The organism is Ellagibacter isourolithinifaciens, assembly GCF_008831035.1.
GTDB classification, from domain to species: domain Bacteria; phylum Actinomycetota; class Coriobacteriia; order Coriobacteriales; family Eggerthellaceae; genus Ellagibacter; species Ellagibacter isourolithinifaciens.
In genome coordinates this window covers 145182-164399 of sequence record NZ_WAJR01000002.1, presented here as the reverse complement: position 1 = coordinate 164399, position 19218 = coordinate 145182, and the positions used below count along the sequence as shown (strand labels likewise).

General features: G+C 58.2%; 17 protein-coding genes. 10 read left to right on the top strand and 7 right to left on the bottom strand.

Annotation, left to right across the window (positions count from 1 at the left end):
* Nucleotides 1-173: 173 nt before the first annotated feature.
* The 6 genes from F8C90_RS01920 to F8C90_RS01895 all read left to right on the top strand — a co-directional run bounded on the left by F8C90_RS01920 (nucleotide 174) and on the right by F8C90_RS01895 (nucleotide 5775).
* Complete coding sequence (locus F8C90_RS01920) at nucleotides 174-554, top strand: GntR family transcriptional regulator (protein WP_158048756.1); 381 nt, start codon at nucleotides 174-176, stop codon at nucleotides 552-554.
* Between the two features lie 58 nt (nucleotides 555-612).
* Nucleotides 613-1491 carry an ABC transporter ATP-binding protein gene (locus tag F8C90_RS01915; protein ID WP_158048755.1) on the top strand — a complete coding sequence of 293 codons (879 nt, stop codon included), beginning with the start codon at nucleotides 613-615 and terminating at the stop codon, nucleotides 1489-1491.
* The gene (locus F8C90_RS01910; protein WP_158048754.1) at nucleotides 1491-2165 is read left to right on the top strand and encodes an ABC-2 transporter permease; all 675 of its coding nucleotides are present in this window, start codon (nucleotides 1491-1493) and stop codon (nucleotides 2163-2165) included. The genes F8C90_RS01915 and F8C90_RS01910 overlap by 1 nt, the downstream gene beginning before the upstream one ends.
* A 119-nt stretch (nucleotides 2166-2284) precedes the next feature.
* Entirely contained in the window at nucleotides 2285-2818 is a 534-nt protein-coding gene (locus F8C90_RS01905) for an LOG family protein (protein WP_158048753.1), read from the top strand.
* Nucleotides 2819-3119: 301 nt separating this feature from the next.
* Nucleotides 3120-4733, top strand: coding sequence for a peptide chain release factor 3 (locus tag F8C90_RS01900; RefSeq protein WP_158048752.1), 1614 nt, complete (start codon nucleotides 3120-3122; stop codon nucleotides 4731-4733).
* Between the two features lie 10 nt (nucleotides 4734-4743).
* Nucleotides 4744-5775, top strand: a complete 1032-nt coding sequence (locus F8C90_RS01895; RefSeq protein ID WP_158048751.1) for an alpha/beta hydrolase — start codon at nucleotides 4744-4746, stop codon at nucleotides 5773-5775.
* Here the strand turns inward: F8C90_RS01895 and F8C90_RS01890 are convergent.
* The 6 genes from F8C90_RS01890 to F8C90_RS01865 all read right to left on the bottom strand — a co-directional run bounded on the left by F8C90_RS01890 (nucleotide 5750) and on the right by F8C90_RS01865 (nucleotide 12186).
* On the bottom strand, nucleotides 5750-6574 hold the full coding sequence (locus F8C90_RS01890; protein ID WP_170264493.1) for a uracil-DNA glycosylase: 825 nt from the start codon (nucleotides 6572-6574) through the stop codon (nucleotides 5750-5752). The two genes, F8C90_RS01895 and F8C90_RS01890, sit on opposite strands and share 26 nt — an antisense overlap.
* A 164-nt stretch (nucleotides 6575-6738) precedes the next feature.
* Nucleotides 6739-7428, bottom strand: coding sequence for a ferric reductase-like transmembrane domain-containing protein (locus tag F8C90_RS01885; protein WP_158048749.1), 690 nt, complete (start codon nucleotides 7426-7428; stop codon nucleotides 6739-6741).
* Between the two features lie 11 nt (nucleotides 7429-7439).
* The gene (locus tag F8C90_RS01880; protein WP_158048748.1) at nucleotides 7440-8186 is read right to left on the bottom strand and encodes a TorD/DmsD family molecular chaperone; all 747 of its coding nucleotides are present in this window, start codon (nucleotides 8184-8186) and stop codon (nucleotides 7440-7442) included.
* 63 nt (nucleotides 8187-8249) lie between these two features.
* Entirely contained in the window at nucleotides 8250-8915 is a 666-nt protein-coding gene (locus F8C90_RS01875) for a 4Fe-4S dicluster domain-containing protein (protein ID WP_158048747.1), read from the bottom strand.
* 13 nt (nucleotides 8916-8928) lie between these two features.
* Nucleotides 8929-11412 carry a molybdopterin-containing oxidoreductase family protein gene (locus tag F8C90_RS01870; protein ID WP_211360981.1) on the bottom strand — a complete coding sequence of 828 codons (2484 nt, stop codon included), beginning with the start codon at nucleotides 11410-11412 and terminating at the stop codon, nucleotides 8929-8931.
* A 15-nt stretch (nucleotides 11413-11427) separates the two neighbouring features.
* Nucleotides 11428-12186: a DmsC/YnfH family molybdoenzyme membrane anchor subunit gene (locus F8C90_RS01865; RefSeq protein WP_158048746.1), complete on the bottom strand. Its 759-nt coding sequence runs from the start codon at nucleotides 12184-12186 to the stop codon at nucleotides 11428-11430.
* Nucleotides 12187-12465: 279 nt separating this feature from the next.
* On the opposite strand from F8C90_RS01865, the gene nrfD reads away from it, so the two are divergent.
* From nrfD to F8C90_RS01850, 3 genes are all read left to right on the top strand, one after another.
* Nucleotides 12466-13335 carry an NrfD/PsrC family molybdoenzyme membrane anchor subunit gene (gene nrfD, locus F8C90_RS01860; RefSeq protein ID WP_158048745.1) on the top strand — a complete coding sequence of 290 codons (870 nt, stop codon included), beginning with the start codon at nucleotides 12466-12468 and terminating at the stop codon, nucleotides 13333-13335.
* 66 nt (nucleotides 13336-13401) lie between these two features.
* Complete coding sequence (locus F8C90_RS01855) at nucleotides 13402-13842, top strand: GntR family transcriptional regulator (protein ID WP_246155733.1); 441 nt, start codon at nucleotides 13402-13404, stop codon at nucleotides 13840-13842.
* Nucleotides 13829-14788: a slipin family protein gene (locus F8C90_RS01850; protein WP_246155732.1), complete on the top strand. Its 960-nt coding sequence runs from the start codon at nucleotides 13829-13831 to the stop codon at nucleotides 14786-14788. Before F8C90_RS01855 ends, F8C90_RS01850 begins: the two co-directional genes overlap by 14 nt.
* A 181-nt stretch (nucleotides 14789-14969) precedes the next feature.
* Here F8C90_RS01850 and nrdD read toward each other — a convergent pair whose 3' ends face one another.
* Nucleotides 14970-17192, bottom strand: a complete 2223-nt coding sequence (gene nrdD / locus F8C90_RS01845; protein WP_158048743.1) for an anaerobic ribonucleoside-triphosphate reductase — start codon at nucleotides 17190-17192, stop codon at nucleotides 14970-14972.
* Between the two features lie 415 nt (nucleotides 17193-17607).
* Here nrdD and vsr point away from each other — a divergent pair, with 415 nt between their 5' ends.
* Entirely contained in the window at nucleotides 17608-19173 is a 1566-nt protein-coding gene (gene vsr, locus F8C90_RS11350; protein ID WP_158048742.1) for a DNA mismatch endonuclease Vsr, read from the top strand.
* The last annotated feature ends 45 nt before the right edge of the window (nucleotides 19174-19218 follow it).

The following is a 19218-nucleotide window of genomic DNA, read 5'->3' as shown; positions in this document are numbered from 1 at the left end:
GCGAGCGATCTCAATCTGAGACCGAGGGGCGCGTCAACTAGCGTGGGACTTGCACTCGAGCAGCCAGCTTGGCCCTTTCATCAAATTTCAGAAAAGTCCAAAATCGTGCTTGTGTAACTGTGTATAGTGTATATATACTATGCTTACCAGATATACACACGTAAGGACTCACCGTGGACATCATCCTATCCAACTCGAGCGACAAGCCCATCTACGAGCAGATAACCTCGCAGATGAAAGCCCAGATTCTGTCGGGCTCGCTTCCAAGCGGGGAGAAACTTCCCTCCATCCGCGCGCTCGCGAACGGCCTCGGCGTCAGCGTGATAACCACCAAGCGCGCGTACTCTGACTTGGAGGCCGAAGGATTTATCGCAACCGTGCAGGGAAAGGGCAGCTTCGTAGCCGCGGGGAACCACGAGCTTCTACGCGAAAGGCGCCTGCGTCAAGTTGAGGAACTGCTCGCGCAAGCGGGCGAACAGGCAGCTGAGCTGGGGGTTTCACGGGCCGAGCTGCACGACATGCTCGACCTCGTTGCTCCCGAGGATCTCGAATGAAGCCGCGATCAACGCGCACGTGAAAGCGATCTACCAGATGAAAGGAAAAGGAACGCCCATGTCAAACCTTCTCGAGATACGCGACGCGAGCCGCCAGGTGAGCGACTCCTTCTCGCTTCGAAACGCCAATCTCTCCATTGGATCAGGGGAAATCGTCGGCCTCGTCGGCGCGAACGGCGCGGGAAAGACCACGCTGATACGTGCCGCGCTCGGCCTTTTGAAGCTCGATTCCGGGTATGCGGCGCTGTTCGGCGAACCCCTTGCCGCCGACACCCCCGACGCCGACGTGCGGCGGCTTCGCTCCCGCGTCGGCGTCGTGTTCGACACGTGCCCCTACCCCTCCGAGATTACGGTGTCCCAAGTGGGGACATGCATCGCGCCCGCCTTTCCCACCTGGGATAGCACGTGCTTTGAAGCGCTAATCGAGCGATTTGGGCTCGAGCCGAAGAAGAAGATGAAGTCGCTCTCTCGCGGCATGGGCATGAAGCTGCAGCTCGCCTGCGCGCTCTCGCACGACGCCGATTTGCTCATCCTCGACGAGGCGACCGCAGGGCTCGACCCGCTCGCTCGCGACGAGCTGCTCGATGAGCTGCGCGATTACGCCTCGACCGGCGATCGCGGCGTGCTACTTTCGAGCCACATCACAAGCGATTTGGAACGCATCGCCGATCGCGTGGTGGGCATCGACGCGGGCAGCATCATCTTCGACATGCCGCGCGAGCAGATAACCGATGTTGCCGGTATCGCGCATTGTACAGCTGAACAGGAACAACGGATTCTCGCATGCGTTGATGGCGCTCGAGCTGCAAAGCGTGAGTTCAGCTGCGATGTCCTCGTTCCCAACCGCTTCGAATTCGCCGAAGCATTCCCCGAAGTGCCCTGCGACCGCACCTCCATCGACGACTACCTGCATTTTATCCTGAAAGGAAACAACTGATGAAAGCCGCCTTCCTCTCCGAACTTGCTATTGTGCGCACCTTCGTCCTCAGCTTCATCGGCATCCTCGCATTCGTGTTCGTCTTCATATGCTGGACGATGGAGAGCGCAGCGGGCGCCGCCGCAGTCGTGTGCGCCATGACACCGATGCTCATCATGTTCTCGCTCATGGGGTATGACGACCAAAACGGCTGGCTGCGCTACCGTGCCGCACTCCCCTTTGCGCGCCGCGACATCATCACGAGCCGCTATGCGACCATCTTGGCATGCGCCGCCGCCGTCGTCGTTTGCGCTTCGGCACTCGGCATCGTGCTCAACGGGACGCTTCCCCGTTTTCTCGAAGGCTTCGAGGCAGCCGGGCCGATCGAGATTATCTCATCGAGCGTCGCCGCCACGATGGCTGTCCTCATCATCGCCGCTATCGTCGAACCATTCCTTGTGAAATTCGGCAACACGAAGGGAATACGCTATCTCATGTGCGTGTTCATCCTGGCGGGGTGTATCGACGTCGTCATCCTGACGAACTTCCTCGCCCCCGACGTCATGCAATCGGTCCTCGCGTGGATCGACACGTACAGCTGGCCTCTGTTCATTGCCCTCATCATCGTCGCCCTCGACATCTACGCCGCAAGCTGTTTTATCAGCATCCGAATCTTCCAGGCGAAAGACCTTTAGGGAATCGCGGGGTCGCGCCGTGCGCCCTTCATCGTAGGCTTCCCCACGCGCCCCTCATCGCTTGCCTTCGCCTTCGCTATAATCTTCCTCGACACAAACAAGCACGCGGAGAGGAACCCATGAACATCACCGTCTACCTGGGAGCAAATGAAGGCAACGACCCGTCCATCGCCGAATCAGCCCGTGAGCTGGGCGCATGGATCGGGAAAAGCGGCAACAACCTTGTCTACGGCGGATCGAAGGTCGGGCTCATGGGGATTCTCGCAGAGAGCGCGCTCGACGCAGGCGCCCAGGTCACCGGCGTCGAGCCTCAGTTCTTCATCGACCAAGCCGTGCAGCTCGACACTATCACGCAGCTCATCGTGACCGATACCATGGCCGATCGGAAAGCGAAGATGATCGAGCTCGGCGACGCGTTCATCGCCTTCCCCGGCGGCTCAGGCACGCTTGAGGAAGTGTCAGAGGTCATGTCGATGCTCTCGCTTTCGCACTTGAACGCGCCCTGCATCATCTACAACTTGGATGGCTATTACAACCACCTGAAAGCCCAGATCAACCTCATGATTGAGAAGGGATTCTCCGCCCCCGAGCGCCTGAAGCACGTCCACTTTGCAAGCAACCTTAACGATGTGAAGGGCATCTTAGGTCGCTAGCACATAAGCCACCCGACGGCGCGGGGGCCCGCGCCTCATTGCGCCTCGCGCATCGGCCGCCTTCGCGTCCGCACCCCCGCGCGCCACTCGGACTCGCGCCCGCATCCCCTCGCGCGTATCGCCCGCCTTCCCGCCTCGCGATACGCTCCACCCGCGGCCCCTTGTCATCTGCGTGAATGCGCGCTACCTCGTGCGCGGGAATAGTACAATATGAGTTTGTCGCCCTGTGCGCCCGCCGAGCACCGCGCTCGCAATCCGCGCGAGCAGGGCATTTCATTTCCGAGCACGAGAAAGAACCAGCATGTCGACCCTAACGGATCAGATTTCCTCACGGCGCACCTTCGCCATCATCTCGCACCCCGACGCGGGCAAGACGACCCTCACCGAGAAGCTCCTGCTCTACACCGGCAGCATCCAGACCGCAGGCTCGGTCAAAGGCAAGTCCAGCTCGAAACACGCCGTGTCCGACTGGATGGACATCGAGAAGCAGCGCGGTATCTCCGTGACCTCCTCGGTGCTGCAGTTCTCCTATGACGGCTATTGCGTTAACATTCTCGACACCCCTGGCCACCAGGACTTTTCGGAAGACACCTACCGCACGCTCATGGCTGCGGACGCCGCGGTCATGGTCATCGACGGCGCAAAGGGCGTCGAGGCGCAGACGAAGAAGCTCTTCAAGGTGTGCACGTTGCGCCATATCCCCATCTTCACGTTCGTGAACAAGCTCGACCGCGAGACGCGCGACCCGTTCGACCTCATGGAGGAGATTGAAACGGTGCTCGGCATCGGCACCTACCCCATGAACTGGCCGATCGGCTGCGGACAGAACTTCCGCGGAGTGTTCGACCGCCAGACCCGCCGCGTCATCGCCTTCGAGGGCGACGGGCACGCCAACGCCACCAAGAAAGTTGCGGAAATCGAGGCCGAGCTCGGCGACGCTGAACTTGCCGACCTTATCGGGGAGGCGAACCACGCGAACCTCATCGACGACATCGAGCTGCTCGACGGCGCAGGTGACGAGCTCGACCTCGATGCAGTGCGCACTGGCAAGCTCTCCCCCGTGTTCTTCGGCAGCGCGCTCACCAACTTCGGCGTCGAACCGTTCCTGAAAGAATTCCTGCGTCTTACCCCCACGCCGCTTCCCTACACCGACTGCCTCACGGGCGATCCTGTCGACCCGATGCGCGACGAGTTTTCGGGATTCGTCTTCAAAATCCAGGCGAACATGGACAAAAACCATCGCGACCGCATCGCCTTCGTGCGCATCTGCTCGGGCAAGTTTGAGCGTGGCATGGACGCAATGCACATGCAGGGCGGCAAAAAGCTGAAGCTCGCCACAGGAACCTCGCTTATGGCAGACGACCGTGCGACGGTCGACGAGGCGTACGCGGGCGACATTGTCGGACTGTTCGATCCAGGCATCTTCTCGATTGGCGACACTGTTTGTGCAGGTAAATGCCGCGTACAGTACCCCGAAATCCCCACGTTCGCACCCGAGATCTTCGCGCGCGTCACACAGGTGAACACGCTCAAGCGCAAACAGTTCGTAAAAGGCATGGAAGAGCTCGCGCAAGAAGGCGCCATCCAGATTTTCCGCGAGCCGGGCTTCGGCATGGAAAGCGTCATCGTGGGCGTCGTCGGCGTGTTGCAGCTCGACGTGCTTGAACAGCGCCTGAAAAGCGAATACGGCGTCGAGGTGCGCAGGCAGGCGCTCCCCTATTCTGAGATTCGCTGGATCTTGAACGACCCTTCCACCTACGACATCGCGAAGCTCAACCTGACAAGCGACACGCTGCGCGTCGAGGACATGCGCGGCCGCAAGCTGCTCCTGTTCACGAGCGCGTGGAACGTGAATTGGGCGAGCGAGCGCAACGCTGACCTGGAGCTTTCTGAGGTCGGCAACTTCTCCATCTAAGGGGGCGGCGATGGGACGAGGCAGACACGACACCCTTGCGCCCGTAGATCATCCTGCGGGCGCAAGGGAGCTTGCGGGCGGGAGCTCTATTTCGCTTGTCGCCAACGTCTCCTCGGCCAAAGTGGTTGCCGTGAAAGATGGCGAGGCGTCGACCCCGAATGTGGGAACGGCCTGTCCCGAATATACCCCGACGCCCCTGTTCGCGTTTGATGTTCAAGGGGCGCGCGTCACCGTTTGGCCTGCGCAACCTTCGGGCAATGCGCGCAATCGCGCTGGCGAAGGCGGCGAAGAGGACGGCGGCGGCGACGCCAACCGCAACATGCGAGACAGCCACATCGGCGACAGCTGCGGCAACGACGGTATCGACTGCGACAACCGTATCGGCGACGACGGAAACTGCCTCAGTCACATCGTTTACCTGCATGTTTACGACGGCGACGGCCTTGACATCCTCAGTGAATGCCAGCACATCGACTGCCCACCGTTCACGCTCGTCGCCATCAAGCCCGCCTGCTGGAACGACGACCTTACGCCTTGGAAATGCCCCGGCTTGTTTGCCGACGATGTCCCCTTTGCGGGACGCGCCCAAGACCAGCTTCGCTTGTTGGAAGAAGAAATCATTCCCCAGGTCGAACGGGAATGCGGCAAACCCAACAGTCCCCGCATCTGCCGCACCGTCGCGGGCTACTCGCTTGCAGGGCTTTTCGCCACCTGGACAGCACTCAACTCGTCGGCCTTCTCCCGCATCGCAAGCGCTTCGGGCTCGCTTTGGTATCCCGATTTCGCGCACTTTGTCGCCGAGTCGCCACTCGCCTGTCCAATCGACTGCGCGTATTTCTCGCTTGGCAGCAAGGAAGCGAAGACCCCAAGCCGACTTCTGCGCAACGTTGCAACGGGAACGGACGAGGTTGTAGCCGCATTTCGCAGCAAGGGGGTACCGACGCAATTCGAGTCGAATCCCGGCAACCACTTTAAAGAACCCGCGCTTCGCATGGCGCGCGGAATCACCTGGGCGATCAGCCAGCAAGCGACCAATCGATAAGCTCGACCCCGCATTCCTTCAACAAATCGTTTGCGCGGGAGAACGGACGCGAGCCCAAGAAAGCGGGGAGATCGCCAGCCGCGCGCGATGCCGAAAGTGGCGAGGGGTGCGTGCTTTTGAGGATGAACTTGCAGGAAAGGGCGCCGCCCGCAAGAGAGCCGCTTGAGTCGGCAACAGCGGGGGCGGTACCGCTCGATGCGTGGTCATCGGCGCCAGAGTCCGCAGCACCAGCGCAAGCGCCACCCTCGAACGCGCCCTTCGCCGCGCGCGACTTTGCGCTCTCGATCAGCTTGATAGCCGGGCGACCCCACGCCAAAAAGACCACCGGCTGAGGCAAGCGCATGCACGCCTCGACGATTGCCGTCGTGACCACTTGCCAGCCCAACTTGCTGTGAGAGTTCGCCTCGTGCTCCCGCACGGTGAGCGTCGTGTTCAAAAGCAGCACACCTTGCTGTGCCCACGCGGACAAATCACCGCTCACAGGTATGCTGCACCCCAGGTCAGATGCCATTTCCTTATAGATATTGCGCAAGCTCGGCGGAAGCTTCTCCCCTTTGGGTACCGAGAACGACAAGCCCATCGCCTGCCCCGAGCCGTGGTAGGGATCCTGCCCCAGAATGACGGCGCGGACGTCTTCAGGCGCTACATAGGCAAGCGCGTTTAAGATGTCGCCTTGCGGCGGGTAGATAATCTCTTCCCTTCGCAGATTGTCAACCTCTAAGAGCAATCGCCGAGCAGTCGCCTTCGCCTGCTCGGGAACGAGCGCGAACCACGCATCAATCGATTCCTGTTTTTCCACCGTCTCCTCCAACCGGTTGTCTTCCCGCAGATTCAACCTACAGCTTTGCGCTCGTTCATTTTAGCGAACAAAACGGCTGCTTTCCCCGCGAAGCAGCAAAGAGAAGAAGGGGCCTCGGGGGAAGCTGAAGGGGAAACGCTCCCCCCGAGTTGGAAGAGAGTAATCTAGAAAAGATCTCCGCGCTTTCGATCCAGTATGGCGCGAACAATGCGAAGCACTGCGTACGCACCGAACACAACGGTGTATGCCACGACGCTCTGCGCAGCCGTCATGCCGCCAGAGAGAGCGCTCGGCAAAAGCATTGCAAGCACGTGCACATAGGTCAGGCCGAAAAACACATATGACCATTTCTGCACACGAAACCACGTTTGCGAGCTCATGCGAGCCTTCACGTTGTTAAACGACGTGGCTCCCAAAACAATCAGAAGCACGGTGACGGCCAACGCTACGCCCAAGCCCACAGAAACGAACGGGGTGATCACACCCGCGCCCAACACGCGCGGTACATAGGTCAGACAATATGCGAGAATATGCCCTACTATCAGCATGCACGCGATAATGGAAAGCTCCGCCCGTACGGGAGACAGGTATTTGCGTGGCTTCGAATCACGCGGAAAGACCCCGACAAACATCACCACAGTAAACAGGGCAACCGCCAACGTGCCTTTCTGCAATAGCAAGAACAGCACATTGCGCACGGGCGCTGGCAGAGGTAGCAAACCCTGCAATACCCCTATATAGAGCAGCGCCAGCGCAATCGCAGCAGCATACCAGATTGCCGGTGCCTTCTTAATGGCAGGCTTCAGCAAAAGTACCGCAACTACAACGCATATGAGCACGATCAAGAATGTCATGAAACTGCCTTTCAGGAAGTACGCGGAGAAACGGTTTCGTCCCCAGCGCCTTCCAATGCAAGACTCGCTTCGAGGCCCACTTCGGCAGCCAATTCGCACATGTACCGCTTGCCCATATCGGACAAAGCCCGATATGCAGCCAACTGGCTAAGACTCCTTACTTCAGACATGAAACGAGGACACCATTTCAAAAAATGGTTACGGGCAAAAGAATCTAAGCGATCCCGCCACTCTGCTTCGGCAGCGGCATCTTCGACCCGCACAGCTTCCGCCACGCAAGCATGCAAATGCGCCAAAAACTCCAATTCGTGAAAAATGCTGTCAACAGGCTCACGACGCAAATCGACCGTGGTCACACCTGATTCGGCCATGCGGCGCTCGACATCCATAGCGATTCGGGTTCGGAACAACGACGGATCGCCCTCAGCGCCCATCATGCGGTGCACGAAGGGGCTTTCATAAGGCCAGACCAGCACGTCGACGCCTGGCGCTAAAAACAATCGGCTGTACTCGCGGCGAAGAGGCCCCTGCTCGACTCCCGCAAACGCCTCAGCGCAATGACTCGCCAGGTCCGCATCCCCCTCCGATTCTTCCCCGCAAGCATCAATCATGCTCGCGCGCCAATCGGCGAGAAACCGCCCATCGGAAAGCGCCTGAGCAATCTGCTCATTCGGGAAAGAGAAGCCGGCCGCCAAAAGCGCTGCGAGATCGGACAGACCCACGGCTCTGTGCAGTTTTCGATCAACGCTTTCGCTCATGAATCGCTCCGTTCGGTTCAGAGCCGCCGCATCCTGCGGGAAACGACGGCTCGAATAACACAGTTACTTGGTCAGGTAAAACACGTTAGGGCCAGTCCCTACCGATTCGCGCAGCTTGTAATAGTTGCGCCCCTCGATAGCTTTTGAAACCTCCGACTCCGGATCGTCCAAATCACCCCAATACCGCGCACGGCCCATGCACAGCTGCATGCAAGCCGGAACCTCTCCCCTGTCGATCAAATTGTGGCAGAACGTGCACTTCTCCACCGTGCCTGCCTCGTGAATAGGGGCATCGGCCTCTCCCACCACGACATCGAGATAGTACTCGGGCTCCCCCTCGTTCATCGAACGGACATTATCGTAGGGGCACGCCATCATGCACGAACGGCAACCGATGCACAGCGACGAGTCCACATATACGATCCCATCGTCGCGCTTCTTCGTCGCACCCGTCGGGCACACCCTCAGACAAGGAGGGTTCTCGCAATGCTGGCACTGCACCGGAAGGAATTCCAGCACGCAATTCGGGAATTCGCCGAATGCGTTGTCGTTAGCAACGGCCCCGTGCACAACCGCCGTGCCAAAATCATCTGGATCGGTGCTCGTTTTCGTATATACCGTGTTGTAAGTAATGTTCTTAGGCAGATTATTCGCGATTTTACATGCCGTGGCGCACGCCTGGCAACCAACGCAACGCTCAAGGTCGATAGCCATTCCGTATCGAGTCATAATATCAATCCTCCTACAGCTTCTCGACGGCCACAGCCTGGTCGAAGTAGCACTGATTGCGTGTTACTTGGTTGTAGTCGTTAAACGAAATAGTGGCGAAGTCGCCATCGATATGCTCACGGGTAAGGAAGCTGCGAGGGCAGTTGATGGTCTTTGGCGCCTGGCCGGAATTGATAGTGGCAAGCAACGTTACCGAACCGCGGTCATTGTAAAGACGCACGGTATCACCCTCGGATATCCCCAGCTCCTTTGCATCATCGGGGTTAAAGCGGGCAATAGGCTGCCGTTCGTATTCCTTCATGTAGTCCACGTCCCACCATTGCGTATGGTTGCGTGTACGCATATGCTCGCCGAGGACCGAGAAGGGATACTTTTCGCGGATTGGCGCCTCCAAGTTTGCCTCTCGCGCAGGCTCCCAATAGAAAAGCAGATGCTCCTTGCTTTCGTCGATTTCCTGGCCCAAGTTATATTCAGGAACGACCTTTTCCGTCCACATTTTCGCACGGCCGCTCTGATGGAAGAACTTGCCGCCCATGAAGGGATTCTCCTTGAGCTGATGGTTGCGAGCAATCTTCGTTTCACGCAGAGAATCGTACGTGATGCCTTCCTTTTTCGCCACGGGACTGTTGAGCCACAAAGAGATGTAGTCCTTTTCAGAGAAGTCGAAGAAGTCCTCGAAGCCCATCGCCGAACCAATCATCTTGTAGATCTCGAAGTCGGACTTGCTTTCATATAAAGGCTCAGTCGCTTTATCGTTGTACACCAGATAGGGCATATTGTACGAGCGAACGCGCAAGTCCTCGCACTCGAACCAATGGCACGCAGGAAGCAGGATATCGGCGTACAAGGCCGTATCGCTCATGGTCATCTCCTCGACAACCAAGAACTCAACCTCCTTGAGCGACTTGATGGTTTCGTTCTGCTCGGTCTGGTTCGACACAATGTTAGTACACGAACAATACAGGCTCTTCAGAGGGAACGGTTTGCCCAGCAGCTCTTGGTCGTGAATGATGCCGTACAGTGCCGTCCAGTTGATATTTCGACCAGGTCCAGCAGGCTTTTCGCCCTTAGAGCTCGGCTGATTGATGCAGCCGTTCGAGTTGCTGATGCCGAAGCTCCCGCCTCCAGAGATGAGACCAGCGGATTCCTTGCCAATGTTGCCGGTAACGACCATAAGCAAGAAGATGAGATCGTACGTATAGATAGCGTTGAAGTAGTGGTTCAGACCTTGATTCATGCCGGTAAGCACTGGGCCTTCCTGACCATACATGCGAGCGAGGCGTTTGATGTCTTCGACGGACACCCCCGTAACCTCAGAAGCCTTCTCGGGAGTCCATTTGCCGATAGCCTCGAGAGCCATATCCCACACCAGACGCACCTTAAAGCCTTCGACCTCTTCAGGAACATTCTCGAGCGCCGGCTTTTCGGCTTCCAGATGGGACTTCGCAGATTGCGTCGCTTCATCCCATACGACTTCGGGGTCGATGGTCACTTCCATGCCATATGCATTTTTCCCCGTAGTAGGAGCAACACCCAAATCGCTCATACGAAGGAAAGTGTTGTCCTCTTTCACAAGGAACGGAGCTTCGGAATGGGCGCGCATAAATTCGGTGTCTTGCCAGCCTTGCGCCAGGACCTCGCTCAGTATGCCGAACACGAGCGCTCCATCGGTAGCAGGATGCACCGGAACGAACCAATCGGACTTTGCCGCATTCGTGTTGTACTGGATGTCGATTGTTGTAAGCTGCGCGCCAGCATCCTTGGCATCGAGGTAAAAATGCATCATGCGTTTGCAGGAAACGGCAGGATTGCAGCCCCAAATGACAATATGGTTCGCGCCGTTCCACTCGAGCGGGCTGACAAACGCAGATCCAGGGCCGAATACTTTCACCATAGCTGATTGGAAAGCGATATCGCGATCGGGAAGCACACTGCAAGCCCCCATAACAGTCTGAAGATGTTGCATAACCGATCCGTCGGCAGTTCCTCCGCCCAAAACGGCAGTGTTTCCGCTCCCTAAGAAAAACGCGATGGACTCCGGACCATACTCTTCCCGATAACCTTTCCATTTGTCGGTTATCTCCTGAATGGCCTCATCCCAGCTGATGCGCTCGAACTCGCCTGCACCGCGTTCGCCCACGCGACGCATGGGATACTGCAAACGACCCGCACTGTACACGCGCGCAGGATGGCTCAGACCCTTCGGGCAGATATGCTCGTAAAAAGGCTCCTCTTCGATGTGGCCGGCCGTCGTCCGCACGATCTGCCCATCACGCACGTGCACGTTCAAATAACAACCCTGGATGCACTGCGAGCGGCATGAGCCAGAAAATATCTCTTCGGTGCCAGCTTTCGACGAATCCGCCGTATGCGGCGCCAAACCACCAGTGTTTGACGAGCAGCCAGAAAGAACGCCAGCAGCGGTGAGGGCTGCAGCTCCTGCGATAAACGAACGGCGGGAAAAGCCGCGGGAATTACTGGAAGCAATATCAGTCATCTTTTCTCCCTTTCCTTACAGAGCGCACGCGGCATAAAAACCGTAGCGAGCCAAGGCAATACCGACAAACGCGCAGGCAAACGCAACCTTTGCGGCAGTTGCGGTAGACATTTTGCCCGACTTTGCCATGAACTGCAGGACGGCGGCAACAGCCACGACTACAGCACCAATGATCAAAAGCACCATGCTCGCACCGACGCTTGCGAAGTGCACAGTTTCAAGCACGACGCCCACAGCAGCGAGCACGCTCAATACGGCAGAAGCTGTCAGATACGTGCCGTTCTTCATCAGGTCGGACTCGAGAAGAGCAAGCAACGCAGCACCCATGGCCAAATCACCAAGGATAAACAGCAGGAACGTCTGCCACGACGCCCATGCAGACACGCCAATGGATACGAAATACGCATTAGACATCACGAACATAAGACCCAATGCGGCAATACCACCCACGATGCGCAGCCCACGGGGAGAAGATCCCTTCGTCTTGGAAATCACCAGATCGATCAGCAGAATAACGCCCAGGGCGATCGACCAGTACGCCTCCTGAGCAATCATGGCGCCAGGCTGCGAGAGCGCGACGAACAAACGCTCGGGACGACCCAGGTGCAACGGCAGGCCCGCCAGACCCACAGCCAAAAGCACCAAGCACACCAGCGGGAACAGCCACGTCTTCTTAGCGTCTTTGCCCACTGGAAAAGCAACACTCACCACATACGCGCCGGCAGCTACACCGGCCAATGTCGTAAACAGAAACAACGGAAACTCAGAAATCATTGCAACACCTCGCTATCAGCCTCGGTGCCGAAGATAGGTAAGCGATCGCGCGCTACGCCGTTCCCCTCCGGACTGACCCCCAATAGATTTTGAGCGCTCGCCTTTTTCGCGAGATACACCCCTCGGATGGAATTACGGCACCCCTCCGCGGCCGACAGAATAAGCCGTATCCATTCGTTGGTGTCATAGTATTGCGATTCACTGCATCAGTCAATAGGTATTTCCCTATTGCATCATTTCGTGGGATAATAACGATGGTCGAAGAGAACAGACGAGGACATGCTCTACGGTTCATTGGTCATAGCATATTTATTTCTAGGTGGCACGGCTGCAGGTGCGCTTTTCGTCATCTCTGCGTGGAGTCTCCTCTTTCGGCGAGCACAGCGCCCCTCTCGTTTGCAGACCGCATTCGAAGCGTTGCGACGGCGTGTGTATATTGCAGGCGTCGTCTTGCTCGTGTTCGCCATGGTTTGCCTGCTGTGGGATCTGGGGAATCCCGGACGCGCGTTATTGGTGTTTCTCCGTCCTCATCCCACTGTCATCACCTTCGGTGCCTACACGCTTGCCATTGAAACGCTTGTGGCAACTTTGCTGTCTCTCGTATCGCTCTCGCAAGGCCCCCTTTCGCTTCACGGACGCGCACGAGGCACCGTCGAGATACTCTGTTGCGTAGGGGCCCTGGCGACAATGGCCTATACGGGAGTATTCCTGTTCCAAGGCGGCATACCTTTCTGGAATCATTGGTCAATTATCGCCCTATTCGTTCTTTCATCTCTTTCGTCAGGCGTATCCGTAGTGCTTTTAATTGACTGGGTCACGCAAGGGCAGTCTCTTCTATTGCGCGCGACCAAGCCGCTTCAACTTTGCCATATAGCCTGCCTTATTGCAGAAACTGTCTTTCTGGCCATCTTTTCCTTTGCGGCATTTGGCAACCCCTCGGCAAACGCGTCCGTCAATCTTTTGATGGAACCCAATATGCTGGCCATAGCACTCGTTGGCGTAATGGGCGCAGGAATCGTGGCGCCCCTCGCACTTGAAACCTACTCGGCAACGCACAAGGAATGCCGCACCATACCCGTATCCGATTTTGTATGCTTGTTCGGCGGGCTATGCCTGCGGTACTGCCTGATTGCATGCGGGGCCCATTGATGAAGCTATACCGGCATAGACCGCAAACGACGAAAAACGACAAGATCAATCCAAAAAGGTGACAGATTGCAAACGAATGAAGACAATGTTGTATTTCGCGTAGACGAAGCATCTGACCTGCCCATATGGGCCCAGCTGCGAAACCGCTTCTCCTACCTGATCCGCACGGGAGTTCTCAAGCCAGGAGAGCAGCTTCCCAGTGTACGCGGGTTAGCAGCAGACGCAAAGATCAATTACAACACCGTGACGAAAGCGTATCGCGACCTCGAGCTTTCTGGGTTGATTGTGTCCGTACGAGGACGCGGCATGTTCGTGCAGCGAGACGTTTCGCCCGACGAATCCGAAGAGGATGCGATCGACGCCCTGCTCGAAAACTGCATCAGGCAATACCGATCGAAGGGCATGACGTATCGCGAGACCCGCGATCGCATGCTTTCAGTCATCGACGATATGGAGCGCAAGTCCCGCGAAGCAGAAGAGGAGAAGCGTGACTATGGGATTTCTTAACAACAAGACGAAAAACGCTGCCGCACAAGCTGTAAACGCCCGTTCCGCCGAAATCGAGTTCTTGAATTCTCCGAGCACCAGGCACGTGAACGACAACGCTGCGAATGTGTTTTCGGCGTTTGTGTTCATCATCGTGTTCGCACTTGTCGCCGTTATCGGATACTTAATTGCCGGCGCAATGAATATCTGGGTTCTGTGCATCGGATTCGCTTTGGCAACGATAGCCATTTTCACGGTGCATATCGCCTCGCAATGGGAACGCGACGTCATCTTGCGCCTAGGCGCATTTAACCGCATGGCAGGACCCGGCCCCTATTTCACTATCCCTTTCATCGAGCACGTCGCACTCAAAGCAGACCTGCGCACGATGTTGACAGGCTTTAGCGCCGAGGAGATTTTGACTTCAGACCTTGTGCCCGTCAATGTGGATGCTGCCATATTCTGGATGATTTGGGACGCTGAAAAAGCCTGCATGGAAGTGGAGAACTACTACGACGCCGTATCGATGGCATCGCAGACAGCACTTCGCGACGCGATCGGCAGAAACAGCTTGTCCGACGTAACCGTCCATCGCGACAAGTTGGACCAGGAACTCCGCGACAAGATCGAAGAGAAAACAAGCCCTTGGGGCATATCCATCATCTCGGTGGAAATCCGCGACATCGTGATCCCGAAAGAGCTCCAAAACGCCATGGCGGCAGCAGCGAAAGCAGAACGTGAAAAGGACGCGCGCATCGTGCTCGCGGAGGTCGAGAAGGATGTGGCCGCCATGCTCCATGATGCCACCGAAATCTACCGAGACGACGAAATCGCCTTCAAGCTGCGCCAGATGCACCTGGTAAACCAAAGCCTGCGCGAATCGGGCGGCTCGCTTGTCGTGCCGAGCTCTTATGCCGAGGGCTTCGTCGAGAAAGCAGCAGGCGCCACGCCCCCGACGCAGCAATAGCGCATCTTTGCAGAGTGCTGCGCCGCCCAACGCAACCGGCGAACCGCGAGCGAACGGCGCACATGTTCGGCCAAGCGCTGGAATACGCCCGAGCACTTCGCTGCCGTCCAGCCTACCCCATCGCGAAACGAAAGAAGGCCGCCCTTGGGCGGCCTTCCGAATACTTAGGAGCATACTTCCGCTACAGGTGCAGCACGCGATCCTTGATTTCCTGCGTACGGCCCTGGTTCCAGAACTGCGTGCCGATGTAACCGCAGGTACGGCGTGCAACGTTGAGCTTTTCCTGATCGCGATTGCCGCAGTGAGGGCACTCCCACACGAGCTTGCCGTCGTCTTCCACAATCTGAATCTCACCGTCGAAGCCGCACACCTGGCAATAATCGCTCTTCGTGTTGAGCTCCGCGTACATGATGTTGTCGTAGATATACTGCATGACGCGGATGACGGCCTTCAGGTTGTCCTGCATATTGGGGACTTCCACGTAGCTGATAGCCCCACCCGGAGACAGACGCTGGAACGCGCTTTCGAACTTCAGCTTGTCAAAGGCGTCGATCTGCTCGGTCACATGCACATGGTAGCTGTTCGTGATGTAGCCCTTATCGGTGATGCCGGGGATCACGCCAAAGCGACGCTGCAGCGCCTTCGCGAACTTGTACGTGGTCGACTCGAGCGGCGTGCCGTAGAGCGAGAAGTCGATATTGGTCTCAGCCTTCCACTCGGCGCACTTGTCGTTCATATGCTGCATGACCTCCATGGCGAACGGCGTGCCCTCCGCCTCGGTATGGCTGTGGCCGGTCATGTACTTCACGCACTCGTAGAGCCCCGCGTAGCCAAGCGAAATGGTGGAATATCCGCCGTAGAGCAGTTTGTCGATCGGCTCGCCCTTCTCAAGGCGCGCAAGCGCACCGTACTGCCACAGAATCGGCGCGGCATCGGAAAGCGTGCCCTTCAGGCGATTATGGCGGCACATGAGAGCCTTACGGCACAGCTCGAGACGCTCGTCGAAAATCTCCCAGAACTTCGCCTTGTCACCATGGGAAGAAAGCGCCACATCAGGCAAGCTGATGGTGACAACGCCCTGGTTGAAGCGCCCATAGTATTTCGGCTTGCCCGGTTCGTAGTTGCCCGCGTTCGCCACGTTGTCGTAGCCGTTGCCGGAACGGTCGGGCGTGAGGAAGCTGCGGCACCCCATGCACGTGTAGCAATCGCCGTTGCCCTCCGTCTCGCCCTTGGACAGCTTCATCTCGCGCATCTTCTTCTCGGAGATATAGTCGGGCACCATGCGCTTCGCCGTGCACTTCGCCGCCATCTGCGTGAGATAGAAATACGGCGAGTCCTCGCGCACGTTGTCTTCCTCGAGCACGTAGATGAGCTTGGGAAACGCCGGCGTGATCCACACTCCAGCCTCGTTTTTCACGCCCTCGTAGCGCTGGCGCAACGTTTCCTCGACGATCATGGCGAGGTCGTGCTTCTCGGCCTCGGAGCGAGCCTCGTTCAGGTACATGAACACGGTGACGAACGGGGCCTGACCGTTGGTGGTCATCAGCGTGACGACCTGGTACTGGATGGTCTGCACACCGCGGCGGATCTCGTCGCGCAGGCGACCTTCCACCACTTCGGCGACGCGGTCAGCGTTGGCCTCGAGCCCGAGCTGGTTGATCTCCTGGAGCACCTGGCGGCGAATCTTCTGGCGGGAAACGTCGACGAAGGGCGCTAGATGCGTGAGCGAGATGGACTGCCCGCCGTACTGGCAGCTGGCCACCTGCGCAATAATCTGCGTCGCAATGTTGCAGGCGGTGGAGAAGCTGTGCGGGCGCTCGATCATGGTGCCCGAGATGACGGTGCCGTTCTGCAGCATATCTTCCAGATTCACCAGGTCGCAGTTGTGCATATGCTGCGCGAAGTAGTCAGAATCGTGGAAGTGGATGATGCCTTCGTTGTGCGCGCGCACCACCTCGGGCGGAAGCAGCAAGCGCATCGTGATGTCCTTGGACACCTCGCCCGCCATATAGTCGCGCTGCACGGAGTTCACCGTGGGGTTCTTGTTGGAGTTCTCCTGCTTCGCCTCCTCGTTGTTGCACTCGATGAGCGAGAGGATCTTGTCGTCGGTCGTGTTGGAATGGCGCTTCAAGGATTGCACGTAGCGGTAGATGATGTACTTGCGCGCCACGGTGTAGCGGCCCTGCGCCATAATCTGGTCTTCCACCATGTCCTGGATTTCCTCGACCGACACAGTGTGACCCGAGCGACCGCACAGCCACTCGACGCTATGGGCGGCGAGCGCAACCTGCTCGTCGGTCAAGCGCTCGTTTTGCGGAACCTCGTTGTTGGCGGCCTTGATGGCGTTCACAATCTTGTCGATGTCGAAGGGCACTTCCGAGCCGCTGCGCTTGATAATCTTCATGGCACTTCCTCTTCGTTGCTTATCTGAAACCGTCTTGCTCGCCCGCAATGGGGACGCGACCGCGCGGGAAGGTATTTCCCGACGTCAGAGACGCTACTCACGATCTTTAAGGGGTTTACTGCGTGCGGACGCCTGCGCATCCACCTATCTTATGTGCTTATGATACGACATTCAAACACAAGATGTTGTGTTTTCTTATATTGAAAAATCCATAGATGGTGTTTTCCCGATAGTTTTCCACTTGCCCCGAAATCGGCATAACCCCACCTCGTCACGAAAGGCGCGCATTGTTTGGGCGCCTCGAAAACGCAGTTTTCCACCACCGCAAAACCCCAGGAGAAAATTTTTTGTGCGCCAAAGGCTCGCGCAAGGGGCTTGACAAGCGCAACGCTGCGGCTGCGCTATACTTTCACGCATGGCAAGCTATCAGCATATCTCGCACGGGTTCGATCCGGTATTCGACGAGCACTCCCGCGTCCTCGTGCTAGGGTCGTTTCCCTCGGTGCTCTCGCGCGCGAACGCCTTCTACTACGGCAACCCGCAAAACCGCTTCTGGCGCGTCATCGCGCACTCCCTCGGCAAGCCGGTGCCGCCCAACGAAGGCGAGCCCCTGCCCCCGAACGGCAGCACAGCATCGCTTGAGGAGTCGATTGCCGCGAAGAAGGCGCTTCTCCTCGAGGGCGGCATCGCGCTGTGGGATGCCATCGAGGAATGCGACATCAAGGGGTCCTCGGACGCGAGCATCAAAAACGTCGTGCCCGCGCACATCGAGCGCATCATCGAGTGCGCGCATATCGAGGCCGTCATCTGCAACGGCGCCACGGCGGGCCGCCTCTATAAGCGCTACCTGCAGTGGAAAGTCGGGCTTGTCGCGCACGTGCTTCCCTCGACAAGCCCTGCGAACGCCGCCTGGAAAACCGAGCGCCTCATCGAGCGCTGGGGCAACGAACTCCGCGCGATTGCCGACGAGCTGGCGGAAGTAGACCGGCAGCGGGAAACGGCGGCGGACGAAGGCGCCACCGAGGAGCCGCACCGCAACCACGCAAAGGGAATCGCAACCGTCCGCACCCGCAAAGGCGGCTCCGTTTCCTATGGCACCATACGAATCGACGCACCTGCCGCCTCGAACTTCGCGGTGCACAAGTCGATGCAGGGAAACAAGCGCGCCAACACCAAGCCCGAGCTTTTGATGCGCGAGCGGCTGCGCGCGGCGGGACTTGGCGGATACCGCCTGCAGTGGAAGGTCGCAGGGCACCCCGATATCGCCTGGCCAGGCAAGAAAGTCTGCGTGTTCGTGAACGGATGCTTCTGGCACCGATGCCCGCACTGCAAACTTTCGACCCCTAAGAAGAACGTGGAGTACTGGACCGCGAAGTTCGAGCGAAACGTCGAGCGCGACCGCGAGAACGTCGCCGCGCTCGAAGCCGACGGCTGGCGCGTTCACGTGGTATGGGAATGCGAGCTGAAGAAGAAGACGATCGACGCCACACTGGCAAAACTTCTCCCCGAACTCGCAAGCGAGCTGGGAAAAGAGATTACACTGCCCGGAGGTGGCGCGCTTAAGCCCGAGAGCACGAGCGTCGGCCCCAAGCCCAAGCCCGAGCCCGACGGCACGAGCGCAAACGTCGCCCCCGCCGACGCCGCTCCGCCCTCGCCCACCGCAAGCACGCCGACAAGCGAGCCCAAGCGCTACTACCTCTACGTCCTCGAATGCGGCGACGGCACGCTCTACACCGGCTACACCCCCGACATCGAGGCACGCCTCGCCCGGCATCGCGCAGGCACGGGTGCGAAGTACACGCGCGGGCGCGGGCCGCTCACCCTGCTCGCAAGCGCGGAATTCTCCACCAAGCACGACGCGATGAGCGCAGAATATCGCTTCAAGCGCCTCACGCGCGACAAGAAAGACGCCCTGCTCGCGAAGGCTGCCGCATCGAAAGAGCCCTTCGAGCGCATACTGGAGGAAGCGTTCGCGAAATAGAGCGCCTCGCAAAGCCAGCCACGCACTCGCAGCCTCACGCCCGAG

What these genes read in the sequence shown, in the direction of transcription:
- nrdD (WP_158048743.1), bottom strand. Translation starts at nt 17,192, where the DNA reads ATGAAGATTATCAAGCGCAGCGGCTCGGAAGTGCCCTTCGACATCGAC.
- F8C90_RS01865 (WP_158048746.1), bottom strand. Translation starts at nt 12,186, where the DNA reads ATGATTTCTGAGTTTCCGTTGTTTCTGTTTACGACATTGGCCGGTGTA.
- F8C90_RS01910 (WP_158048754.1), top strand. Translation starts at nt 1,491, where the DNA reads ATGAAAGCCGCCTTCCTCTCCGAACTTGCTATTGTGCGCACCTTCGTC.
- nrfD (WP_158048745.1), top strand. Translation starts at nt 12,466, where the DNA reads ATGCTCTACGGTTCATTGGTCATAGCATATTTATTTCTAGGTGGCACG.
- F8C90_RS01915 (WP_158048755.1), top strand. Translation starts at nt 613, where the DNA reads ATGTCAAACCTTCTCGAGATACGCGACGCGAGCCGCCAGGTGAGCGAC.
- vsr (WP_158048742.1), top strand. Translation starts at nt 17,608, where the DNA reads ATGGCAAGCTATCAGCATATCTCGCACGGGTTCGATCCGGTATTCGAC.
- F8C90_RS01895 (WP_158048751.1), top strand. Translation starts at nt 4,744, where the DNA reads ATGGGACGAGGCAGACACGACACCCTTGCGCCCGTAGATCATCCTGCG.
- F8C90_RS01870 (WP_211360981.1), bottom strand. Translation starts at nt 11,412, where the DNA reads ATGACTGATATTGCTTCCAGTAATTCCCGCGGCTTTTCCCGCCGTTCG.
- F8C90_RS01905 (WP_158048753.1), top strand. Translation starts at nt 2,285, where the DNA reads ATGAACATCACCGTCTACCTGGGAGCAAATGAAGGCAACGACCCGTCC.
- F8C90_RS01885 (WP_158048749.1), bottom strand. Translation starts at nt 7,428, where the DNA reads ATGACATTCTTGATCGTGCTCATATGCGTTGTAGTTGCGGTACTTTTG.
- F8C90_RS01880 (WP_158048748.1), bottom strand. Translation starts at nt 8,186, where the DNA reads ATGAGCGAAAGCGTTGATCGAAAACTGCACAGAGCCGTGGGTCTGTCC.
- F8C90_RS01900 (WP_158048752.1), top strand. Translation starts at nt 3,120, where the DNA reads ATGTCGACCCTAACGGATCAGATTTCCTCACGGCGCACCTTCGCCATC.
- F8C90_RS01875 (WP_158048747.1), bottom strand. Translation starts at nt 8,915, where the DNA reads ATGACTCGATACGGAATGGCTATCGACCTTGAGCGTTGCGTTGGTTGC.
- F8C90_RS01850 (WP_246155732.1), top strand. Translation starts at nt 13,829, where the DNA reads ATGGGATTTCTTAACAACAAGACGAAAAACGCTGCCGCACAAGCTGTA.